Source organism: Paenibacillus sp. Y280 (genome assembly GCF_056786335.1).
In genome coordinates this window covers 63,034-86,253 of sequence record NZ_JBXCIW010000009.1, presented here as the reverse complement: position 1 = coordinate 86,253, position 23,220 = coordinate 63,034, and the positions used below count along the sequence as shown (strand labels likewise).

19 protein-coding genes and 2 pseudogenes are annotated in these 23,220 nt (G+C 48.5%); 15 read left to right on the top strand and 6 right to left on the bottom strand.

The window, feature by feature from the left end:
- The first annotated feature begins 17 nt into the window (after positions 1-17).
- Positions 18-1,817: an ABC transporter ATP-binding protein gene (locus tag AC1TPC_RS14150; RefSeq protein ID WP_482067472.1), complete on the top strand. Its 1,800-nt coding sequence runs from the start codon at positions 18-20 to the stop codon at positions 1,815-1,817.
- Positions 1,814-3,595: an ABC transporter ATP-binding protein gene (locus tag AC1TPC_RS14145; protein ID WP_482067471.1), complete on the top strand. Its 1,782-nt coding sequence runs from the start codon at positions 1,814-1,816 to the stop codon at positions 3,593-3,595. Before AC1TPC_RS14150 ends, AC1TPC_RS14145 begins: the two co-directional genes overlap by 4 nt.
- A gap of 60 nt (positions 3,596-3,655) precedes the next feature.
- On the opposite strand, the gene AC1TPC_RS14140 is transcribed toward AC1TPC_RS14145, so the two are convergent.
- Positions 3,656-5,134, bottom strand: coding sequence for an alpha/beta hydrolase family protein (locus AC1TPC_RS14140; protein WP_482067470.1), 1,479 nt, complete (start codon positions 5,132-5,134; stop codon positions 3,656-3,658).
- A 234-nt stretch (positions 5,135-5,368) separates the two neighbouring features.
- Between AC1TPC_RS14140 and ectB the strand changes: the two genes are divergently transcribed.
- Positions 5,369-6,649 (top strand): diaminobutyrate--2-oxoglutarate transaminase, encoded by a 1,281-nt coding sequence (gene ectB, locus AC1TPC_RS14135; RefSeq protein ID WP_482067469.1) that lies wholly within the window; start codon positions 5,369-5,371, stop codon positions 6,647-6,649.
- A 722-nt stretch (positions 6,650-7,371) separates the two neighbouring features.
- Positions 7,372-7,491 (top strand): annotated as a pseudogene (locus AC1TPC_RS14130) (DMT family transporter); the annotation flags it as partial.
- A gap of 206 nt (positions 7,492-7,697) precedes the next feature.
- Here the strand turns inward: AC1TPC_RS14130 and AC1TPC_RS14125 are convergent.
- The 4 genes and pseudogenes from AC1TPC_RS14125 to AC1TPC_RS14110 form a co-directional block, all read right to left on the bottom strand.
- Positions 7,698-8,063, bottom strand: coding sequence for a hypothetical protein (locus AC1TPC_RS14125; protein WP_482067468.1), 366 nt, complete (start codon positions 8,061-8,063; stop codon positions 7,698-7,700).
- 206 nt (positions 8,064-8,269) lie between these two features.
- Positions 8,270-8,452 carry a hypothetical protein gene (locus tag AC1TPC_RS14120; RefSeq protein ID WP_482067467.1) on the bottom strand — a complete coding sequence of 61 codons (183 nt, stop codon included), beginning with the start codon at positions 8,450-8,452 and terminating at the stop codon, positions 8,270-8,272.
- Positions 8,453-8,647: 195 nt separating this feature from the next.
- Entirely contained in the window at positions 8,648-9,388 is a 741-nt protein-coding gene (locus tag AC1TPC_RS14115) for a Gfo/Idh/MocA family protein (RefSeq protein ID WP_482067466.1), read from the bottom strand.
- A 17-nt stretch (positions 9,389-9,405) separates the two neighbouring features.
- Positions 9,406-9,684: pseudogene (locus AC1TPC_RS14110) on the bottom strand (Gfo/Idh/MocA family oxidoreductase); the annotation flags it as partial.
- Positions 9,685-9,698: 14 nt separating this feature from the next.
- Between AC1TPC_RS14110 and AC1TPC_RS14105 the strand changes: the two are divergent.
- On the top strand, positions 9,699-9,935 hold the full coding sequence (locus AC1TPC_RS14105; protein ID WP_482067529.1) for a helix-turn-helix domain-containing protein: 237 nt from the start codon (positions 9,699-9,701) through the stop codon (positions 9,933-9,935).
- Between the two features lie 104 nt (positions 9,936-10,039).
- On the opposite strand, the gene AC1TPC_RS14100 is transcribed toward AC1TPC_RS14105, so the two are convergent.
- Complete coding sequence (locus AC1TPC_RS14100) at positions 10,040-11,041, bottom strand: LacI family DNA-binding transcriptional regulator (RefSeq protein ID WP_482067465.1); 1,002 nt, start codon at positions 11,039-11,041, stop codon at positions 10,040-10,042.
- Between the two features lie 170 nt (positions 11,042-11,211).
- On the opposite strand from AC1TPC_RS14100, the gene AC1TPC_RS14095 reads away from it, so the two are divergent.
- From AC1TPC_RS14095 to AC1TPC_RS14050, 10 genes are all read left to right on the top strand, one after another.
- Complete coding sequence (locus AC1TPC_RS14095; RefSeq protein WP_482067464.1) at positions 11,212-11,973, top strand: SDR family oxidoreductase; 762 nt, start codon at positions 11,212-11,214, stop codon at positions 11,971-11,973.
- On the top strand, positions 11,970-13,247 hold the full coding sequence (locus tag AC1TPC_RS14090; RefSeq protein WP_482067463.1) for a nickel pincer cofactor-dependent isomerase, group 22: 1,278 nt from the start codon (positions 11,970-11,972) through the stop codon (positions 13,245-13,247). Before AC1TPC_RS14095 ends, AC1TPC_RS14090 begins: the two co-directional genes overlap by 4 nt.
- Positions 13,244-14,758: a gluconokinase gene (locus AC1TPC_RS14085; RefSeq protein ID WP_482067462.1), complete on the top strand. Its 1,515-nt coding sequence runs from the start codon at positions 13,244-13,246 to the stop codon at positions 14,756-14,758. The genes AC1TPC_RS14090 and AC1TPC_RS14085 overlap by 4 nt, the downstream gene beginning before the upstream one ends.
- Positions 14,759-14,784: 26 nt before the next feature.
- Positions 14,785-15,600, top strand: coding sequence for an ATP-dependent sacrificial sulfur transferase LarE (larE, locus tag AC1TPC_RS14080; RefSeq protein WP_482067461.1), 816 nt, complete (start codon positions 14,785-14,787; stop codon positions 15,598-15,600).
- Positions 15,597-16,271, top strand: a complete 675-nt coding sequence (larB, locus tag AC1TPC_RS14075; RefSeq protein WP_482067460.1) for a nickel pincer cofactor biosynthesis protein LarB — start codon at positions 15,597-15,599, stop codon at positions 16,269-16,271. Before larE ends, larB begins: the two co-directional genes overlap by 4 nt.
- Position 16,272: 1 nt before the next feature.
- Positions 16,273-17,691 carry a nickel pincer cofactor biosynthesis protein LarC gene (gene larC, locus AC1TPC_RS14070; protein ID WP_482067459.1) on the top strand — a complete coding sequence of 473 codons (1,419 nt, stop codon included), beginning with the start codon at positions 16,273-16,275 and terminating at the stop codon, positions 17,689-17,691.
- 161 nt (positions 17,692-17,852) lie between these two features.
- A complete protein-coding gene (locus tag AC1TPC_RS14065) occupies positions 17,853-19,118 on the top strand; it encodes a glucuronate isomerase (protein WP_482067458.1) in 1,266 nt (421 codons plus the stop codon).
- Positions 19,119-19,342: 224 nt separating this feature from the next.
- Positions 19,343-20,578 (top strand): aminopeptidase, encoded by a 1,236-nt coding sequence (locus AC1TPC_RS14060; RefSeq protein ID WP_482067457.1) that lies wholly within the window; start codon positions 19,343-19,345, stop codon positions 20,576-20,578.
- Between the two features lie 322 nt (positions 20,579-20,900).
- Positions 20,901-22,223 (top strand): extracellular solute-binding protein, encoded by a 1,323-nt coding sequence (locus AC1TPC_RS14055; protein WP_482067456.1) that lies wholly within the window; start codon positions 20,901-20,903, stop codon positions 22,221-22,223.
- A gap of 99 nt (positions 22,224-22,322) precedes the next feature.
- Positions 22,323-23,213: a carbohydrate ABC transporter permease gene (locus AC1TPC_RS14050; RefSeq protein WP_482067455.1), complete on the top strand. Its 891-nt coding sequence runs from the start codon at positions 22,323-22,325 to the stop codon at positions 23,211-23,213.
- Positions 23,214-23,220 lie beyond the last annotated feature (7 nt).

Sequence of the window (23,220 nt, the reverse complement as noted above, 5' to 3'; positions counted from 1 at the left end):
GGGAAAGGAGCTCACCCTTGGTTAAGCTGTTCAAGTATATGAAGCCCTACAGCTTTTGGATTGTACTCAGCATTGCAGCATCATTGACGGTTGCAGCCATCGATATATGGCTGGGACTCTTCATCGAAAGGCTTGTAGAGGACGCGTCGGGAAGCTTTGCACACAGCTTTGGCTCAACCCTCAAGCTGCTAGCGGCATTAACGGTTATTGGTGCCGCAGCGAGCTATTTGATCAAGTACGCGCTGACCCGATTCAGTGCGTGCGCCTTGCGCGATATACGCCGCGATATCGTTAGTCACTTGGAGCGATCGACGGTGGCTGCGCTGGAAAGCAGGCACTCTGGAGATTTGGTATCGCGATTGACGAATGACACGGCGGTGCTCCAGCAATTTTTTATGCTGCATTTTGCAAATCTGTTCTACATGCCGGTCGTCTTTATCGGTGCACTGACGGTGCTGCTCATGACGAGCTGGAAGCTGGTTTTATTTAGTCTCTTGTTTCTTCCCGTTGCGATCGTAGTTACGAGCGTCCTTATTTTTCCGATGAACAAAATGTCCGAGCAGCTTCAACAGTATTTGGGCTCGGCCAATGCGATCGCGCAGGATACAATCGGCGGCATTCCGATGCTGAAGGCGTTCAATATGTTCAGGGCAATGTCGGTGAAGTACAAGGCTGCAATGGAGCTCGTTCTTAAGAAGGGCCTGCAGGTTGAGAAAAGACGGGCATTCATTGCGCCTATCAGCCTGCTCCTTATGTCGAGTCCGATTATTTTCAGCGTGTCATACGGCGGTTATTTGATCGGAGAGGGAGAACTGACTGCAGGAAGCATGGTGCTGTTTCTCTATATGCTTAACTTCCTGATGCAGCCGCTATCGATGGCACCGGTGCTCTCCGCCCAGATCCAAGAGGTGAAGGGAGCTGCGAAGCGGTTGTTCGAAGTACTGGATCTGCCGCTCGAGCCCTCTGAGCGAGGGGCGCAAACCGTTGATGAGGCAGCCGTACCAATCGAGGTTGACGGCATTTCATTCGCTTATGAAAGTAAGCCAGATGTGCTTGCTGGCATCACTTTCAAGGCGAATCCGAAGCAGACCGTGGCGTTAGTTGGCCCAAGCGGCAGCGGCAAAAGTACGATTTTAAAGCTGATTTGCGGTTTTTACGGCTTGGAGAACGAGGCGGATGGGGATGCGGATGTAAGCGGCGTTCGGTTGTCCGGCGCCATTCGAGTGTTTGGGCGGCCACTGCATGAATGGAACCCAGTTGATCTGCGCGATCAGCTCGCGCTCGTCTCGCAGGATACCTATTTGTTTCCGGTCAGCGTTGCAGAAAATATCGGCTACGGCAGGCCAGGAGCAAGCCGTGAGGATATCATCCATGCAGCAAAAGCAGCAGGCGCTCATGCCTTTATCGAGGCGCTTCCGGAAGGCTACGAGACCATACTTGGGGAGCGGGGAGCGAGGCTGTCTGGCGGAGAACGCCAGCGCCTAGCGATTGCACGCGCAATGCTGAAGGATGCGCCGATATTGCTGCTTGATGAAGCGACTTCCGCTTTGGATACGCAGTCGGAGTCCATCGTTCAGGAGGCGCTGGAGCGCGTCATGAAGGATAGAACCGTGCTGGTGGTCGCACATCGGCTATCCACGATTAGAGAAGCGGATCTCGTTCTGGTGCTTGATCAAGGTCGAATCGTTGAACGGGGAACGCATGCGTCCTTGCTGGAGCAACGAGGCCTTTACATGAAGCTGTACTACAAGCAATTCGCCGCTCTTGAAAGCCGCGATGCGATGCAGCAAGCGTCAGGGGAGGGAGCGCGGAGATGATTGGAGAAAAGTCGCTGCTGAAGAAAAGCAAGGCTGAGCTTGCAAGAATGATCGGATTGCTTGGCTCCGGTCGCAGGCTGTATTTTGCCGGCTTGATTGGCGATAGCATGGTTAATGGCAGCATTACCATAATGATGGCGTTCGTATTCAAAAATTTACTCGACTTCTCGGTACAGGGCGACCGGCAGCTTTTTTACAATTCGATCGCTTTCGTAAGCGCCGCATTTCTAGGCATTGCTCTGCTATCGCCGATTTTCTCTTATCTGTATATGAAGATCGTCAAGCAAACGATGGTGAACACGCGGAGACGGTTATACGATCATCTCGGGGAGCTGCCTCCAAGCTATTTCGAAACCAGGCATTCGGGAGATCTTATCTCCCGCTCAACGAGTGACGTTCAAACGATGGAAAATATTTACGTCGAGCATCTGAAGTCGATTTTAACCGACGCTTTTACGCTGCTTGGTTCCATTATTTCCATGTTTATACTGGATTGGCGGTTTGCCCTCGCCTTAACGGCATTTGGAGCTGCCGGCATCGCCGTTAATTTGGCCTTCGCGGGTCCGCTCCGCGGCACAGGCAACCGGCTGCAGCAGCGGCTGGGCAAATTGACGGAACGCTTAACGGATTTGCTTGCCGGCCTTCACATGGTGAAGATGTTCAGGCTTCAGACCATCATTACCGGAAAATACAATGAAGAGAGCGAACGGGTAAAAGCTTCTTCCTTGGAGCAGGGACACCGCAATGGTTTGCTTGAGGCTGTTAACTACTTGATCAATTTCATAAGCTTCGGCGGCATCTTGGTTGTCGGTATATTTATGTTCGCAAAAGGTGCGCTGGAGCTTGGGACGATGGCTGCAATCGTGCAGCTCGAGATGGGAGTCACGATGATTTTCCTGCAGGTTGGCAGCGTTGTTTCCATGATGCAGAGCTCGCTTGCAGGAGCAGCGCGCGTATTTGAAGTGATCGACCATGAGCCGGAGCAAGAACGGTTTCCGAAACGCGCAGAGGAATCCACGCTGAGCAAGGATACGATGCTGGAGTTTAAGGATGTCAGCTTCTCCTATGAAACTGGTGCTCAGGTGCTGTCAGGATTCCATTTGAATGTCCAGCAAGGGCAAGTTGCAGCGATCGTAGGCGCAAGCGGCAGCGGAAAAAGCACATTATTTAAACTGCTGCTCGGGTTTTACTCGATTGATGGCGGCGCAATCGGCATTGCCGGCAAGCCGTTCTCAGCGTATACATTAGCAGAAATTCGCGGGATGATCGCGTATGTTCCTCAGGATGCCTATTTATTTGAAGGTACGATCGAAGAAAATATTATGCTCGGCAAGCCGGACGCTTCACGCGAGCAAATGGTTGCCGCCGCTAAGGCTGCTTATGCGCATGAGTTTATCGAGGAACAGCCTGACGGTTATGCAACGATGGTTGGCGAGAGAGGCGCCAAGCTCTCAGGCGGGCAGCGCCAGCGAATAGCGATTGCAAGAGCGCTGCTGAAGGATTCTCCGATTCTGCTGCTCGATGAAGCGACCTCCGCTCTCGACAACGAATCCGAATATTGGGTGCAGCAGGCTCTGGAGCAGCTAATGAAAAACCGTACGGTGCTTGTCATTGCTCACCGATTGTCAACGATCCAAGAGGCAAGCGTCATTTACGTATTGGAGCAGGGGGAGGTGTTCGAGAAGGGGAGCCATGAGGAGCTTATTCATCAACGGGGCTTGTACGCGAGTTTATACAAGCATCAGTTCGACAATGAAAGGGAATATGCAGCTGTGTAATTTTGTGAACAATGAAAGGGAAAGGGAGCCAGAACAAGATACGTTCTGACTCCCGTGACCTTAGTATCGCTTCAATGCTGCCTCCGGATAATCTGTGGATTGCTCCGCATCAAGAAGAGGAGTGTCCAGACCTAGCAAATGCTTTTGGAAAAAAGCGACCGTATAAGCATTGATAACCTTATGCGCACGTCTTGGCGAAAGCGGCATTTTCTCCATAATGGGAAGAGCCGGAGACCAAAAATAGTAATCGCTGAAGCTCATGTGACGGGTACGCTGCAACGATAATTCATAGGCTCCTGAGCCTAATGCTTGCTTCATTCGCATTGGGAGCTCAATGGACATTCGATCGAATTGCTTGCGCGTCATGCTCAGTTCTTGCAATTGCGATTCGGTTGGAGCTACAGGGTTGGTCTCCATTTCAAAAGGCTTGGTGTCCATCAGCATAAACGGCTTGCCCGTACCTTCGGCTTTATGCGTGTTGCCAAACAAGGTGCCGTCCATATTGATTGCGGCCTTAACTCTTGGGTCCGAGTACAATACTTGAGCAGCATTCGCGCCGCCGAAGGAATGACCGAACATCCCAACGTGGTTCAAGTCGATTTTGCCGCTGAACAGATGATTCGAGTCTTTATTGCTTAGCTTCTCCAGCTCATCAAGCACGAAGGTTGAATCCTTAACCCAAATGTCCGAAATAAGGCTATCCCATGCGTTAATGTCAGTCATTCCCGGGAGGTTGGCAATCGTTACGAATTTTCCGTCAGGCAGAACGGTTGCAAGGGCGTTGTAGGTATGCTCGATACTGGCTACGATAAACCCTTGACTGGCTAGCTCTTCAAATTGGAACGTATTCGAGAACCGCGCTCCGGGCAGTCCGTGCGAAAACAGGATGAGCGGGTATGACTGCTGTTTGCTTGCAACAGAAGCATTCGGATAAGAGTTCGTCTTGACGAGTTCAAGGTATTGAAACAAAAATTTAGGGATTTGAAGCTTGGTTTTTACTTCTGCTGCGATGACCGGAACATTTTTGACATAAGGAGCTTTGCCCTGAAGAGGCTTATCGATATCGGCGGGATACCAAATCTGAACCAGCACTTCCCTATGATCGTTAGGATCTTCCGTATTGGTTTCCTGTCGATTCGGATCAACCATTGCATATTCTACCGTTCCGACAGCATATGGTCCGGTTGGCGAATCGAAGCCAAATACCGGGAGCAGCGTTGGGAGTGCGATGGCAATAATGATAAATACGGCAAGCAAGGTTGAAGAGATAGCCCGCTTTACCGACAGCAGTTTCGTGCGTGCCAACGATAGTCCTGCATGTCTTCCATGCCGCAGCATGCGGAAGATGCCAAAGAGTGTCAAAGCGTAAGCGGGAATCATTTGCCAGCGGTACCCGTTTACCGTCAGGTGAAGAACAACGGAAACGATTGTAAGTAAAGTCATCGAGATAACCGTCGATCGGGTTATGCTTTTGCCGAAGCGAGTTCGTATGATCAGAAAAATGCAAATGAATAAAACCAAAACTTCAAAGATTTTCATTTCAAACCTCCTTAATAGGGACATGCTTTTTCGGTCTTCTTGCTTTTATTGCAGAAGCCCATCCATATTGTATACTCGCATTGATAGAGTTACAAGTTTTTATTTTAATGAAAAAAATTAACATTTTATTAACATGAATAAGGAGATGTTAATTCATAATTATTTAATCAAATGATGACAGTATGTTAAATATTGTATGGTATTTTATTGAAAACATAATAGGAGAGTGGGATAATGAACGTTTTTGAGACAATGGAATCGAATGTACGGTCTTATTGCAGGTCTTTCCCGGATGTATTCGTAAAAGCAAAGGGCTCTAGAATATACGCCGAATCTGGAAAATCGTTCCTAGATTTTTTTGCAGGAGCGGGAGCCTTGAATTATGGCCATAATAATGACTTTATTAAACAGAAAATCGTTGCGTATTTGGAATCGGACGGCATGTCCCACGGCTTGGATATGCACACCTCGGCGAAGGAAATCTTTCTGAACCGGTTTTCGGACCTTATTTTGAAGCCTAGAAATTTATCCTACAAAGTGCAATTTTGCGGACCGACCGGCACCAACGCGGTTGAAGCGGCATTGAAGCTGGCACGCAGGGTAAAAGGAAGAACCGGCATATTCTCGTTCATGGGAGCATTTCACGGTATGTCGCTTGGAAGCTTAGCCGCTACCAGCAATCTATATCATCGCGGCGCTGCAGGTACGGATTTGGATCGCGTCCATTTTATGCCGTTTCCGCAAGGGTTTATGAATTCATTTGATACGATTCAATATCTAGAAGAGGTTCTTACGGATGGGCATTCGGGTATCGAGAAGCCGGCTGCGATTATTTTCGAGACGCTGCAGGCGGAAGGCGGAATCAACGAAGCTCCGATAGAGTGGATGAAGCAGCTGCGGGAGCTTTGCAACCGTCATGACATCCTGCTCATTTGCGATGAGGTTCAAGTTGGATGCAGTCGGACGGGCCCGTTTTTCTCGTTCGAGAGAGCGGACATCGTTCCAGATATCGTCGTGCTTTCAAAATCAATCAGCGGGTACGGCCTTCCGATGTCCATCGTGCTCATGAAGCCGGAGCTGGACATTTGGAATCCGGGGGAGCATACCGGCACATTCCGCGGCAACCAGCTTGCTTTTGTCGGGGCAACAGCCGCGCTCGAATATGGCGACTCTATTAATCTCGAAGCGGATGTGTACCGAAAAGGGGAGTTTGTCCGTCAGTTTTTGACCAAAGAGATTGTGCCGATCGACCAGTCCATCTCAATTCGAGGGATGGGTCTTATATGGGGAATTGACGTATCTGCGAGCAAGCATGACCTTTCAAAGGAAATTGCTACTCGCTGCTACGAGCTTGGTCTTATCCTCGAGAGGGTGGGTCGCGACGATAAAGTGATCAAGCTGATGCCGCCGCTAACGATCTCGTTGGAAGAGCTTGAAGAGGGCTGTGAAATCGTGAAGCAAGTGGTGCAAGAATGCTATGAGAAGTATAAGGCTTCCGAATATCTTTTGGCATAAAGCAGTCTTAATTAAATAGGTGCCATAGCATGCCTAGCTTTTTAAAAAAGCCTCCAAACTCACCGTGATGGTGGAGTTGGAGGCTTAGCTTTCATATTATCCATATTAAATGGGATAGATGAAACCAGATTCAACAGGCAAGCTGTAAGAACATATTTGCTCTTAAAGCTAATAATCATGTGTTTTGATGAGCTTTAAGCGCACATATGCGCTTAACAGCAGCAAATAGACGTATTAGAAACGTAAAAAGACAGCTGTAAGAACACATTTGTTCTTAAAGCTAATGAATCATGTGTTTTGGTGAGCTGTAAGAACACATATGCGCTTAACAGGATTATGGAGGCTTATCAGGATCGACTTTAAGTGATTTAATTGGCATCGAACGCTTATGAGCAACCTATTAGGTGGTCCAAAGCATCATTATTAAACAAACTTGAACCAATGTGTTCTCTGATTGAAACAAGCTAATCCTCGTAAAGAGGCATTAGCTTGTTTTTTCTTATCGACTTTATAATGTGGTTTTAGTTGTTTTTTATTGTTTTTATATTGATATTGTAAAGGTCGATAAGTAAGATAAAAAATGAAAAATACGAATCAATCGGAGGAGGGGTAAGTTATTTCCTTAGGTATCATACTTGTTTTATGCTCAGGCTTGACCCATGCCATTTGGAATATGTTTACGAAGACAATGGTCGGTTTATGTATTACAAGCGATTTTATGGGGAACGGTACTGTCGTCTGGATCATACCTGTTGTTTCTCTTTGCTATGAATCTTGCGCCGCTGTCACATCCGGCACCCATTCGCGAGATAGGAACGGTGTTTGGAACAATGCTCGGCATTTTAAGAGTGTTCAAGTCGTAATACGCGCGCTCGGACTTGCTTCGCCTGTTGAATGGGAAGCGAAGCTGCCAGAGGGCCTGTTTAAGGTATCCTATTAGGGAATTACGAGAAAGCAAATAAGGATGCATGATTTAAAATAGATGCTCAGGGAACAGGATGTTTGCTCTGAGATTGCATCCTTGTTATCTACTTTTCATTCATTTTTATTATCGACGCGTGCTCCGTTTTCGTTTCGTGCTATTGCGTGAAGCTGCTGCTCTTGATCGTAGTTCGACATTTTTTCTTTTCATGCTTGGTTTTCTACTAGGTACGTTGCTTAAAAAAGCTTTTGGTCCCAAAAATGAACCGACCATCTTGATCGCCGGCCGCATCTGCTGGAACATGCCGAAAAATTGTTGAACCTTCCCCATCATAGACATGATTCCGTCAAAACCGCCGACTCGGGCAAACATCGATCTTTCACCTATTGATATAGGCGCTGTTAGAGAATCTTCTCCTGTGTTAATGTCATTTAAAGGCTCAGTTGCAGCAGGTAAAATTGCGCTTGTACGGGCTTTTTTTATTCTTTTCACTTCAAATCACTTTCCTTTCTCCATAATCTTGAATAATACTTTTTGACTACACTGTAAAATATGCATGGATGTCGTTCAATGACTGGATACTTGTTACGGAGACTTTTAATCTATGTGATTTGCCTATGAATATTTAAAATGATGGCAGCTCTTTAAACAGCAAAGAGACCCATCGATGGGTCTCTTAGGAAGCTAACTATAAATGTTCAGCAGCATCTGCCATAGAAGCCGAAATGGAGCTTATCGTCTTTTTTGTCGTCTTTTTTCTCATCTTTTTTGTCATCTTTTTTGTCATCATGTCGATCATTACGGCTAATTAAGCCGCAGTTACAAGCGAGAATTATTAATAAAATAAAAAGCACTAGAATTGTACTCGTTTGAGTGAACATCGTTCAATCCACCTCCTATTAAGTTGAGCTCTCTATAAGTTATGTTTGCTGGTAGAACTATGTTTGTATGTTTGTTACGATAACATATCTTATAGTTTGTTAGACTAGTGAACGGGAGGGGAGGGGAAATGGTATGAACGTGTTGGAGTACAATATCAAGGCTGGTTGTTTATCGAACCCTCTTACCGTAAAATTTTATAGTGCAACCGGCTGCTTTAGTTCTATCGATCGATACCCTGCAAGGGCAACATTCGTTGAACGCAAGCCGTCTTCGCCTGTAATCGGGACGGGTTGACCGCTATGGATAGCTTGGACAAATGCTTGAATCATATGGAAATCCATGTTGTCTCCCCAATAGTTCCATTGTCCTTTGCCGGCTTGCCGGCTGTACACCTCATTGACTTGGACAGTATGATCCAGCAAAGCGCCGCCTCCGGAGAGCTTGGGATCAACGAACCAGCCGCCTGGCGCAGTCCCCCGATTCGTTCCTTTAATTGCGACGATGCTGCCGATTTCTCCTCGTTCAATCGCTTTCTTCGCTTGTACAACCGCAGCTAAATATCGACAGGGGAAGGCGGTCATCAACTGTACCTGATTGTCGCGGCAAGCTTTAATCATCGCATGCATTTCATCTGTTTGAATGCCCAGCGGCTTTTTGCATAGCACATGCTTTCCTCTATTGGCAGCCTCGATAGTAATCTCGGCATGATGAACATTTTCTGAGCAAATGACGACGGCATCTATCTCTTGATCAAGCAACTGATGATAATCGCTGTAATAAGGAAGATGATGCTCGGCTACGAGAGCGCTGACTCTGCTTTCTACCGGATCGGCAATGCCTGCGAGCTCAACTTCGGGCAATCTCCTTAATGCTTCGAAATAGGAATATGCATGGCCATGCGCAAAGCTGATCATACCCACTTTAAGCTTCTTCATTTTTTTCCTCCTCGCTATTAGAGTTGAACAGGTTTGCCGGTACGTGCGCTCTCAAGCGCAGCATGCGCCAATTCAAGCGCTTTATACGCATCGCTCGCGGTTACGATTGCTTCTGATCCATCACGAATACAGCGGATAAAATGCTCGAGCTCAAGAGCATATGGACTTTTGAATGCAGGGCTTTCTGGGATGGATACAGCAGGGGCCGACACTCCGGAAGGATGCTTGTGGATTTGAAGCGAGCTGCTCTTCAAGCTGTTCGTCATGACGACGCCTTCGGTTCCGGCTATTTCAGCCTGAGCATGTTGGTCTGTCTGCGAATTATTTTAGCGAGTGCTTTCGGAAGCAGACGGGGACATCTTTCCAAGTGCATCTGCAAGAGAAAAGGCTGCAGTTCGCTAGGGCGCTGCTCTGCAGCACGCTGCTGCCGATCACGGAAATCTGTTATGCCTCGGGCTTTAATACGATACCGAATTTCGAGCGGTCCTTTAAACGAAGGTTTAACCTCGCGCCTCGTGAATATCGGAAAATATTTCGGACAAAGTGATCGGGACGGAGCTTAAAAAACGAGCAAAGGCTCTTCTGTGCAGATGACAGTAGGGCCTTTTTCCTTTATTTATACCTATTTATTCGCTTGTGCGCGCTCATATTTCATTCAACTTGGCCGCCTTGCAGCTTGCAAGTAGAAGCACGAACGACAAGCTCCGGTTCCAAGTAGACGATTTTGAGCGATTCCGGTTTATCTATAAGTTCAAGAATGGTAGCTGCGATAACCGATGTGATCGTCGCGATGGCTACGCCTACCACGGTCATAGGAACGCCGATGTCTTCCATTTGGGGCAGGTTGTCGTAGCTGACAACGGAAATATCCTGCGGGACGCGAAGCCCATGCTCGCCTATCGCCCGAAGGATGCCGCGAGTCAAATCGATGCCGCCGCTAATTACAGCTGTTGGTCGAGGCGTACGCTCAAGCATCGTTCGCGCGGCAATGTAACCGTCGTGAAACTCCAAGCCGTTCATCTGAAGCACTGCGTCATCCGAGGCTGGCAGCCCTAGAGAGTCTATTTCCTCCCGGAAAGCTTCGATCTTGACCGTCTGCAAAGGATCATGCGACTGCGGTTCCCCGATATACGCGATCTGCTTGTGACCGAGCCCCGCCAAGTGACGAACGGCAAGGCGAACCGCTTGACCCCGGTTTACGTCAACCGCGGAGTAAGGCGTATATCCGGCAGCGCCGTAAGTAAGAATCGGGATTTGCAGCGGATTTAAATGGTTGAAGCTGGAAATGCGATCCTGGTCTCCGAAGACGAGAATGGCGTCTACTTGGTAGCGGCGAAAAATTTCAACCGCCGATTCCAAATTGCTGATCGATAGCAAGGTGATGTAGCCAAAGTTCTCAAGCTGTTCATTAATTTTGGTAATGAGGGAGGAAAGCGCGGCGCGTTCGATGGATGGCCATACGACGCCGATCGCCCCGCTTCTACGAGAGACGAGACTTCGGGCTGCGATGTTGGGTTGATAGCCCATTTCCTTTGCGATGGCAAGAATATGCTGCTTTGTTTTGTTCTGGACGAGCGGGCTATCTCGCAGCGCCTTCGAGACAGTGGAGAAGCTAACGCCGGCCCGGTCTGCAATATCTTTAATCGTTACCATGAATTCCCTCCGGAAGGCACATATGCACGCACTCAATTATGTCGTTCACTTTATCACAGAATGTCTATTTTGCAAATGAAAGCGGTAAACATTTCGTATAGACAGGTAAGGAATATTCGGATATGATGAAAATAACAACGTTGTTAATTTGGGGTGGGAGTGGTTTGCTTATGTTTAATTTACAGGAAACGGTGTCAGTTGTGATCGGTGGCAATGGCGTACTGGGAAGTGCCATGGCATCTGCACTCGCCGAAGCGGGATCAAAGGTTGCTGTCGTTGGCCGGGATATGGCGAAGGCCGCATTGGTGTGCGAGCAAATAGAACGAAGCGGCGGTTCAGCTAGATCCTTCCAAGCGGATGCGACTAAGAAAAACGAGCTGGAATCGGTACTCGAGCAAGTGCTGCAATGGGGAGGACGCGTGGATACGCTAGTCAACGCCTCGGGAACGAACAGCACGACGCCTTTTTTTGAACTAGAGATGGATGAATGGGACCGGATTATGGACGTTAACTTAAAGAGCGTCGTGCTGGCAAGCCAAGTATTCGGAAAAAGAATGGTTGAACAGGGGAGCGGCGGCTCCATCATTAATATTTCATCGGTATCGTCCGCTCCGGCGCTTTCTCGGGTGTTCACTTATTCGGCATCCAAAGCGGGAGTCAACAGCGTCACACAATTTTTGGCACGCGAATTGGCCCCGCACAATATAAGAGTCAATGCCATTATTCCAGGCTTTTTCCCTGCTGAGCAAAATAAAAAGATTTTATCTCCGGATCGAATTGAATCGATTATGCGGCATACCCCGATGGATCGTTTCGGAGCTCCCGAAGAGCTCAAGGGAGCGGTTGTATACTTAGCCTCACCGCGCGCATCATCGTTTGTAACCGGTGCTTTTCTGCGGGTAGACGGCGGATTTGGAGCGATGACGATATGAGCGATATTTTAACACAGTTAGTTGAAAACATACCGCTTCCCAAGCTTGTGAAGATTCGCCAATCATTTGACGACACGATTCTAGAAGATCCGCTTGAACATCTCTCCGCACGGCTGCAAGCATCCGAATCGATGGCTGGCATTGCAACCGGTCATAAGGTTGCGGTCGCCGTCGGAAGCCGGGGCATTTCCCGAATCGATGAATTGACGAAGACGGTGATCGACGAGCTGAAGAGAATCGGCGCAGAGCCATTCATCGTGCCATGCATGGGAAGCCATGGAGGAGCGACAGCGGAAGGGCAGACGGAGGTGCTTGCCCATCTGGGCATTGACGAGCAGAGAATGGGCTGTCCCGTGCGCTCATCGATGGAAGTCGTTCTGCTAGAGCGTCTGCCGAACGACTTGCCGGTTTATTGTGACAAAATCGCTGCGACGGAGGCGGACGCAATCGTCGTCATCAACCGCATTAAGCCGCATACCGCTTTTCGCGGGGCGATTGAAAGCGGGATGTTCAAAATGATTTCGATCGGGCTAGGCAAGCAAAAGGGAGCGGAAGCGTGCCATCAGCTTGGGTTTAAGTATATGGCTGAGAATGTACCTGCAATGGCGAAGGTTATGATCGAGAAGCTCCCGATTAAGTTCGGCGTGGCGGTCGTCGAGAATGCTTATGACCAGATTTGCCGGATCGAGGTTCTTGGTACGGATATTATGGAAGAAAGGGAAAAGGAGCTGCTCATCGAAGCGAAAAGCCGCCTTCCCCAAATTCTTTTTACGGAGCTTGACGTGCTCGTGATCGATTATATCGGCAAGAACATCAGCGGCGATGGAGCCGATCCGAATATTACGGGAAGATACCCTACACCGTATGCGCATGGAGGCCCGGAGGTCAATAAGATGGTTGTTCTTGATCTTACGCCGGAATCCCAAGGGAATGCCAACGGCGTAGGCACGGCCGATTTCACGACGAGCAGGCTGGTTGGCAAGACGGATTGGCCGAGCACCTATGCAAATGGGCTTACATCAACGGTCTGTGCGCCAACGAAGCAGGCGACTACGCTTGCGAATGACCGTGATGCCATTAAGGCGGCTATCAAAACCTGCAACATTTTGGATTATACCGCGTGCAAGCTTGTCCGCATCCGCGATACGCTCCACCTTGGAACGATTGAAATTTCGGCAGCGCTGCTTGAGGAAGCAAAGATCAATCCGCGCATTGAAATATTGGAAGGACCTTACGAGTGGACGTTCGACGAGGAAGGATATTTGCCGAAATGAATGCGGATCCCAAAATTGTTATCGCAATTGATATCGGTACGACAAGCACGAAGACGCTGGCCGTCGATCTTGCAGGAAACATTCAAGGCAGCGAGTCGATCGAATATCCGCTGCATACGCCAAGTCCAGGTTATGCCGAACAGGACCCGGATGTGATCTATGAGGCTGTACTGGAAGGTGTAGAGAGCATTATGAGGAAAGGCGATTATTCGGCTGAAAATGTAGTTTGCGCTGCGTTCAGCTCCGCCAATCACAGCTTGATTCTGCTGGATGCCAGCGGGCTTCCGCTTACTCCAAGCATTACATGGGCAGACCTGCGCGCCGCCGTTCAGGCTGAGCGATTGCTCGCAGACGGCACCGGCTTGCCGATATATTCGCGGACGGGAACGCCGATCCACCCGATGTCGCCGCTCGTCAAGCTGATCTGGATGAGGGAAGAGCGTCCAGAACTTTTTTATTCTGCAAGCCATTTCGTTGGCATTAAGGAATATATTTTAAATAAGCTGTTCGGTGTTATGGTTATGGATCATTCTCTGGCGAGCGCAACTGGATTGTTTAACTTGGAGACGTTGGCATGGGACAAGGAAGCGCTGCTTCTGGCAGGGATCCGCGAGGAGCAGTTGCCAAGACTAGTTCCAACTACGGAACGATTGAATGGGTTGAAGCCTGAAGCTGCCGAGCGAATGGGACTTTCCGCAAATACCGCATTTATCGTCGGCGCGCAGGACGGTGTGCTTGCCAATCTCGGTATCGGAGCTGTGGAGGAAGGCGTGCTCGCCGTAACGATTGGCACAAGCGGGGCGGTACGATCCGCCGTAAGTCAGCCCGCCTTCGATCCGGCTGGGCGGCTGTTTTGCTACGCTTTGACGAGTAACCATTGGATTGTTGGCGGGCCTTCCAACAATGGCGCTATCGTAGCGAAATGGATTGCGGATCGGCTATACCCGGGCAAAGCGATTGAAGAGATTCTTCCGCTTGCTGCAGCTGTCCCTGCGGGAGCTAATGGACTGCTCTTTCTGCCGCTTTTATCGGGTGAACGGGCTCCTTTCTGGGATGCGCAGGCGAAGGGGGTTATGTTCGGACTGACGCTCTCGCACAATGAAACGGATATGCTTCGCGCTGCAATGGAAGGGGTCATGTTCCAAATTACGGCTATCGTTGCTTTAATGAAGCAAGCTGGGGAAAAGCCTAAGGAGGTTCGGGCATCCGGAGGTTTTGCGCGCTCAGCTTTATGGTGCCAGATGCTGGCCGATATGCTGGGGGTACCGGTAAGCGTGCCCGTATCCGTCGAAAGCTCGGGACTCGGAGCCGCTCAGCTGGGATTATACGCCATGGGAGGTTGCGAAGGCCCGCTGCTCAGGTGGAAGATGGATGAGGGCAGCCTCTATGTACCTGATTTGATGAATCATCAACTATACCAAAGACTATTGCCGCTATATTTAAGCTTATACGATCGGTTGAAAGAGCCGATGAGGGAAATTTCATTGCTTCAAAATACGTCGGTTGGATGACCTTAGCAGAAGGAGGGAGCAGTAACATGCATGATAAATACAGCAAGCTGCAAGCGATTTTAAAGGACATGGAATCCGTTGTGGTCGCGTTCTCTGGAGGCGTCGACAGCACTTTTCTTTTGGACACCGCAATCAAAACGCTTGGAAGCGAGCGTGTCTTGGCGGTTACGGCTGACTCGGAGACATATCCGTCGGAAGAGCTGGAGGAAGCCATCCAGCTGGCGAAGCGTCTTGGAGCAACACATAAAGTAATTGAAACGTCCGAGCTCCAAATACCTGGTTATAAAGAGAATAATGCGAACCGTTGTTATTTTTGCAAAAAAAGCCTGTTCGAGCATCTTGAACCGTTCATCAAGGACGGTGATTACCGCCATATCGTTTATGGGCTGATTGCGGATGACATGAATGAGCATAGGCCGGGAGTTCAGGCGGCGAAGGAACGCGGCGTGCGCGGCCCTTTGCAGGAAGCGGGTCTTTATAAAGAAGAAATCCGTGATCTATCCCGCGAGCACGGGCTTGCCACTTGGAATAAGCCGTCCTTCGCCTGTCTTTCCTCTCGGATCGCTTACGGCGAGACGATTACGATTGAGAAGCTGGGACGCGTCGGTGAAGCCGAGCGCTATATTCGCTCCCTTGGCTTCGGTCAAGTCAGGGTGAGAAGCCATGGCGATATCGCCAGAATCGAAGTGGAGCAAGGAGCGATGGAGCGGTTGATTAGCTTTGCATCGATCATCTCGGACCGCTTGAAGGAGCTGGGCTTCCTCTATGTGTCCATGGATCTCTCGGGTTATCGCAGCGGCAGCATGAATAAAGTGCTTGAACACGGAGGAGCGGCGATATGAACGAATTTGAGGATCTTGGTTTTTGCAAGCTGGATGTGGGGCGCAATGAGCGGACCGGGCATCCCGAGGTCGTTTTTGGACTGGGCAAAACAACCGAGCAGGTGGAAACGATTTTTTCCCGGCTTGTTGAGATTCATGGCAGGGCGCTTGTAACGCGTGCAACGCCCGAGATGGGCGAACGAGTAGTTGCAAAATTTACTGATGCCCGCTATGACGAAGCCTCTCGCCTTATCTCGCTAGGAAGGTCAACGCGAGTGCTTCCTGGCAAGGTAGCCGTCGTGACCGGCGGGACATCGGATATTCCAGTAGCGGAGGAAGCGGCTGGGACTGCGGAGTGGATGGGCTGCGAGGTTGATCGCATCTACGACGTCGGAGTCGCTGGCATCGATCGGCTGCTAAGCCAAAAGGAACGGATCAGGGAAGCATCCGTTGTCATTGGGGTCGCGGGCATGGAGGGAGCCTTGGTGAGCGTTGTTGGCGGACTTGTTCGCAGGCCGGTAATAGCTGTGCCGACCTCCGTAGGATACGGCGCGAATTTACAAGGCATAACGACGCTTCTTGCCATGATGACCTCCTGTGCAGCAGGCGTTACGGTAGTGAACATCGATAACGGATTTGGGGCAGGATTTCAAGCAGCAATGATTTTACAACTGGTAGCGGAGGGCACGTAGCATGAGGACGCTTTATTTGGATTGCATTTCAGGCATCGCAGGAGATATGGCTCTGTCCGCGCTGGTGGACCTTGGAGCAGACCCGACTTATATGATTAGCCATTTATCGAAGCTGCCAATCGATCCGTTCACCATGGAATTTATAGAGGTGGACCGGAGGGGCATCACAGCGAAATGGTTGAAGTTAGACTTTGTTAACAGCGATCATGTGGATGCTCATGTTCATCATCACCATGATCATGAACACGCTCATAGCCACAGTCACAGTTATGGGCATGATCACGATCATAGTCATGATTACGGTCATGATCTCAGTCATGATCACAGTCACGGTCACAGCCATGATCACAGTCACGGTCACAGCCATGATCACAGTCACGGTCACAGCCATGATCATAGTCACGATCATAGTCATGATCATAATCATCATCACAGCCACGATCATTCGCATGAGCATTCGCATGAGCATAGAAAAGCTTCCGACATCTTACGCATGATCGAACACTCAAGCCTGCCAGACCGAGTTAAATTGCGGAGTCTTTCCATTTTTCGTCTGATTGCCGAAGCAGAAGGCAAAATTCATGGCATGAACCCGGCTGACGTTCACTTTCACGAGGTCGGAGCTATGGACTCCATTTTAGACGTCATTGGCGTTTGTTTAGCGCTGGAGAGCCTCGATGTCGGCAAAATAATCGTTTCACCCGTGCCTACAGGAACCGGTAAGCTTCGCATGGCACATGGATTATATCCGATTCCGGCCCCTGCGACTGCGGAGCTGCTTCGAGGCGTACCGTTATCGCCGTTCACGGCTAAGGGTGAATTGACGACGCCGACCGGCGCCGGGATCGTCAAAGCGCTGGCAGCAGGCTTCGGCACTTTGCCCGCAGGTACGATTGATCGAATCGGCTACGGCGCAGGTACAAAGGATTTTGAGCATCCGAACGTTTTGCGCGCTATTTTGTATCAACAGGAGCAGAAAGAAAACAAAGAGACGATTGTCGTACTCGAAGCTCAAGTGGACGATTCAACGGGGGAAATGCTTGGTTATGCGATGGAAAAGCTATTCGAAGCCGGGGCGCTCGATGTGTACCATACGCCGGTCTATATGAAAAAAAACCGTCCGGGTGTCCTCGTCAGCGTGTTATGCCGACCAACTGATAGCGACCGATGCGAGGAAACGCTGCTTGCAGAAACGTCAACCTTCGGTGTGCGCCGAAGCGAGTGGCAGCGCAGGGCGCTGGAGCGCCGATGGATTCAAGTTGAAACGCCATACGGCACAGTAAGAGTAAAGCAGGCGATTGACGGAGAGCGGATCATTCGCCAATCACCGGAATTTGAGGATGCGGCTCATGCTGCCCGAACATTAGGGATACCTCTAGAAACCGTATATCGCGAAGTCTACAGACAGTTGAAAGAATAGGAGACTGGGAGTAGAGGGGATAACGTAATTTCGGCCAAAAATAACAACGTTGGTATAACGTTGCCTATATCCTGCCAAATGCTGCACATGTGCTTTCCGTACTATCGACAAAGCTGGCCTTTTAACATGATCAATGAAACTAATTCAAGGGGGAAAAAATAATGAATACCCAATCCGTTATAAGCTTGGCTGATCTTCGGCAAACGGTACAAAAATGGGCTCACAGCATGCCTGTCACAGATATGCATACGCATTTATACGCTCCCGAATTCGGGGATCTGCTTTTGTGGGGTATCGATGATCTGCTGACTTATCATTATTTGATTTCGGAATCGTTTAGATGGTCAGAGGATGAATACAGCCGCTTCTGGTCAATGACCAAGCGCGAGCAAGCGGATTGGATATGGAAGCAGCTATTCATTGACCATTCTCCGGTAAGCGAGGCGGCTACCGGATTCATCACCATCTTGAAGCGACTAGGATTCGACGTATCCTCGCGCAACCTGGACGATTACCGTCAAGCCTTGGCGAAGCGAACGGTGCATGAGCAAGTCGATACGGTGATGCAGATTGCGGGAATTGAAAAAATCGTCATGACAAACGACCCATTTGATGCTGTAGAACGGCCGGTCTGGTTGTCAGGCAATGGGAAGTCGGATCCCCGTTTTTTTGCGGCGCTTCGGGTTGACGCACTGCTTAATGATTGGCCTCACGCCGTAAACGAGCTGCAAAAGCTCGGGTATGACGTGCAAGCAGAGTGGACGGAGCGGACAAAAGAGGAGACCCGTCGTTTTCTGTCTGAATGGATTATTCGGATGGATGCTCTCTATCTTGCGGTGTCGATGCCGGGCGATTTTAAATACCCAGCCGATGATCATAGAAGCAAGATGATAGATGAAGTTATGATTCCCGTATGCCAGGAGCAGCAAATTCCGTTTGCGCTTATGATTGGTGTTCGCAGAAAAGTGAACCCGTCGCTGGGACTTGCTGGTGATATGAGCATGCGCTCAGACGTGTCTGCCGTTGAAGCGTTATGCCGACGTTATCCGGAGCAAAAGTTTCTTATCACTATGCTTGCAAGAGAGAATCAGCATGAATTAACGGTGCTTGCCCGCAAGTTCCGTAATTTGATGATCTTTGGCTGCTGGTGGTTTCTCCATATCGAGTCCATGGTTGAGGAAATGACTAGGATCCGCATAGAGCTTCTAGGCACTTCGGTCATTCCGCAGCATTCGGATTGTCGTGTCTTCGAGCAGCTGATCTATAAATGGGAGCATTCGAGGTCAATTATCGGGAACGTGCTGGCAGATAAATACGAGAAGCTGCATCATAGCGGCTGGGAAGTGACTGAGGAGGAAATCAAAAGAGATTTGGATGATATGTTGAATCGGAACTTCTGGCGTTTCCTCGGCAAAGATATTTCCTAATCGAATGAATAAGGTGCTTCAAATAATAAAAGGCGATTCTTACCGCGTAAAGCGGGGAATTGCCTTTTCTTGCATAAGGGAGATTTTTTAATTCCGAATATGCCTTCCATGCTTCATTAAACGCATAGATCCCTAGCTTCATTTGAGCATTTTGTAAGGGAGTACTATAATAGAAGCAAGCAATTGCCAAGTAAATTTATACTAATATTGGAGGAGAACTGACAATGACATATCCTACATATCAGCATTTGGAAAATTACGCTGCGCTGGCCGTACAGGTTGGCGTCAACGTTCAGCAAGGGCAGACGGTTGTCGTTATGGCTCCGATTACCGCCGCTCCATTGGTACGGCTTATTGCCTCCAAAGCTTATGAAGCCGGAGCGAAAAACGTGCATGTCGAATATAACGATGAGGAGCTAACCCGCATTAAGTACAAGCAGGCGCCGGAGGAAGCCTTCTTGGAGTACCCGATGTGGCGTGCCAAGGCATGGGAGGATTATGCAGATAAAGGTGCGGCGTTTATTACCATTTATTCGCCGAACCCGGATCTTCTGAACGACGTGGATCCGGCCCGGGTTGCGACAGCGACTAAGACGGCCTCTACTGCGATGAGCAGCTACCGCGGCGCCTTGATGAGCCATACCAACGCATGGACGCTTATCTCCTATGCAACGCCGGAATGGGCGTCGAAAGTATTTCCGGATGTATCGCAGGAAGAAGCGGTTCAGAAGCTGTGGGAGCGGATTGTCGATGCTACGCGCATCGGACTAGAAGATCCGATTCAAGCATGGAGAGAACATAATGCGAAGCTGCTCCAAATGGTTGAGGTGCTTAATGGCAAGCGCTACAAGCAGCTGCAATATGAGGCGCCAGGCACTAGCTTGACCGTTGAGCTGCCGGAAGGTCATATTTGGCTGGGCGGAGCCAAAGCGAACGCCAAAGGGGTGTTTTTTAACCCGAATATGCCGACGGAAGAAGTATTTACGATGCCCCATAGAGATGGTGTAAATGGTGTCGTTCGAAGCACGAAGCCTTTAAATTATAATGGCCAGGTTATTAACGGCTTCACCTTGACCTTCAAGGACGGCAAAGTGATCGATTACTCGGCTGAGCAAGGCTATGAGGCGCTGACTAATTTGCTGGGTACGGATGAAGGGGCTAGACATTTGGGCGAAATCGCGCTTGTTCCTCATGACTCGACAATATCAAACTCTAATGTGATTTTTATCAATACCTTATATGATGAGAACGCCTCTTGCCACCTTGCACTAGGTCAGGCGTATCCAGTTAACCTCACTGGCGGTACCAAAATGTCCCCTGAGGAGCTGCTCGCTCACGGTGCAAACAGAAGCCTTACGCATGAAGATTTTATGATCGGCTCGCCCGATATGAATATTGACGGCGTGATGCAGGATGGAACCCGCGAGCCTATTTTCCGCAATGGCAATTGGGCGATCTAGTTAAAGCAAAGGCTTTGGCTCATTCAGAATGATCTGCTTGGCCAATCAACAAAAACCAGCGCAATTGCGATTTCTAAATGGAATCCGCTGTTGCGCTGGTTTTTTTAATTCTTACATACTTGGATTAGAGTAGATGGGCATATCCAAATTACTGGAATTGTCGCAATCGGATTCATGTGAGGTTTGTGTCAGGAATGTGGATTATCCTAAAAAAATTAAACATTAAACCAAAAAAAAACGTATCACGTCAATAGGCTATATTACGTGATAATTGTAAATAGGCAAGGCGCACTATCAAATTTTAGAATCGGGGGAGAAAAAGATGAAGAAATTGATTCTGATCATGGTAATGTCATTATTCGCTATCAGCTTGGCTGCATGCGGAGGCAACAACGCACCAACGGAAGAAAGCAGTAATCCGACTACTGGCAACACAAGCACGGAGAAAAAAGAGGTTACGCTTAATTTTCAAATTCATACAGCAGATGAATCTTCGGTTCAATTGAAAGCGCTTCGTCAAATTGTAAAGGATTACACTGAGGCAAATCCTAACATCAAAATCGAAGTGGACGCGTTAAACAGCGACCAACAGAAATTGAAGTTGAAAACGCAAGCAGCTTCCAATGACATGCCGGATATTACTGTGGTGAATCCAGGGGCTCAAATGAAACCTTATGTTGATGGCGGCAAGCTTGCTCCGCTTGACGACATTTTGGACAAAGACGGCTTGCGTGATTCCTACCAACAAGGAATACTTGACTACTACACATTTGATGGCAAGACTTATGGATTGTCGGAAGCAAATGACATTGGTCTAATGTATTACAATAAAGATCTGTTCGCACAAGCGGGTCTCGAGATCCCGACTACTTTCGAAGAAATTGTAGAGGCTTCCAAAGTGCTTAAAGCTAAAGGAATCATTCCGATGGCAATTGGTGAGAAAGAGCCTTGGACAGGATCGTTCTTGTTCACAAACATCGTAATCCGTCTTGGCGGTGCTAGCTTCTTGCAAGACGTAATTGAAAAGAAAAAATCTTTCGACGACCCAGCATTTGTGAAGTCCGTTGAAAAAATGCAAGATCTCATTCAAGCAGGTGCATTCCAAGAAGGTGCAACATCATTCGACTATGAGCAAGGCGAGAATTTGTTCTTGACTGGCAAAGCTGCAATGTACTACATGGGTTCATGGGTAACTGCTTCTATCGAAGGATCTGAAGTTCAGGATAAAGTAGTCGCGAAACCATTCCCTACAGTAGATGGCAAAGGCGATCCAAATGAATTTATGCTTGGACCTGGTTCAGGTTATGTTATTTCCGCGGGTACGAAGCATATGGAAGAATCCAAAGCGTTCTTGCTTTACTACATGACTAACTATCCGAAAAAGATGTTTGACATGAAAGGTGCAGTTGGTCTTGCACAAATCGTAGACGGTGATTTCGCTGGCGCGGGTTACTCGCAAACAGCAATTGATGTTCTTGATATTTTCAAGTCAGTAAAAGGCGGCTCGATCGCGTTCGACAACTTGATTGATCCAAGCACGACTCAATATCACTTGAATTCGCTTCAAGGCATGTTCATTCAGAAGGTTAAACCTGAAGATATTGCTGCTGAGCACAAAAGTAATTTTGACATCAACAATCCTTAATCTACAAACCTAAAACATTAACTAAGGGAGCCTTCACGGTTCCCTTCCTTTATTCAATAAGCAGGCCAATGAAGCCTATGGCAACACGGAGGGATTACAATGAATATTTTGAAAGTTTCAAAAACAGCACTAGCGATCTTCATACTGCCGTGTCTTATCTTGTATGTGCTGATGGTGTTTGTTCCAATTATTGTATCCATGTTCTATTCTTTCTACCAATGGGACGGCATGAGCACGGCGAAATTTGTAGGACTTCACAACTTTGTTTCCATGCTTACGAAAGACCCGTTATTTTGGCCAGCGGTAAATCGGGGTTTGCTCTTCGCGCTAATATCGGCATGTGAAATTCCGTTTGCATTGTTTATAGGTATTCTACTTACAAGGTACCTTCGCAAACCGAACACTTTGGTTTCGATTTACTTTTTGCCCGTTATTTTGTCTGTTGTCGTAATCGGTCAGCTATGGCGTTCGATCTATAACCCAGCCGAATTTGGAGGCATGCTGAACAAGCTGCTTGTATCGGTAGGGCTGGAGAGCTGGACACATACTTGGCTGGCAGAACCTAAAATCGCGATCTATGCAATCTTTTTCGTCGCCTTGTGGCAGTATCTAGGCTACCATGTATTAATCCAATTTACAGGATTGCAGAATATTTCCAAGGAAATATATGAAGCATCACGTATCGACGGAGCAGAAGGCTTTAAAGCTGATCGTTACATTACCATTCCGTTAATGGCACCCGTACTTAAAATATCGCTTATACTAGCGGTTATCGGTTCACTTAATGCATTCGATATTGTTATGGTAATGACAGGCGGAGGACCAGGAAATTCAACCGAAGTTATTTCTACCCTCATGTATAACAAAACGTTCATGTCCTTCCAGTACGGCTACGGCAGCGCAATGTCCGTATTTTTAGTCGCAGAAGGCTTGGTCGCTACAATATTGCTTAATTTTGCCTTCAAACGCTCAGAGAATGCCGCATCTTAATAGTGCG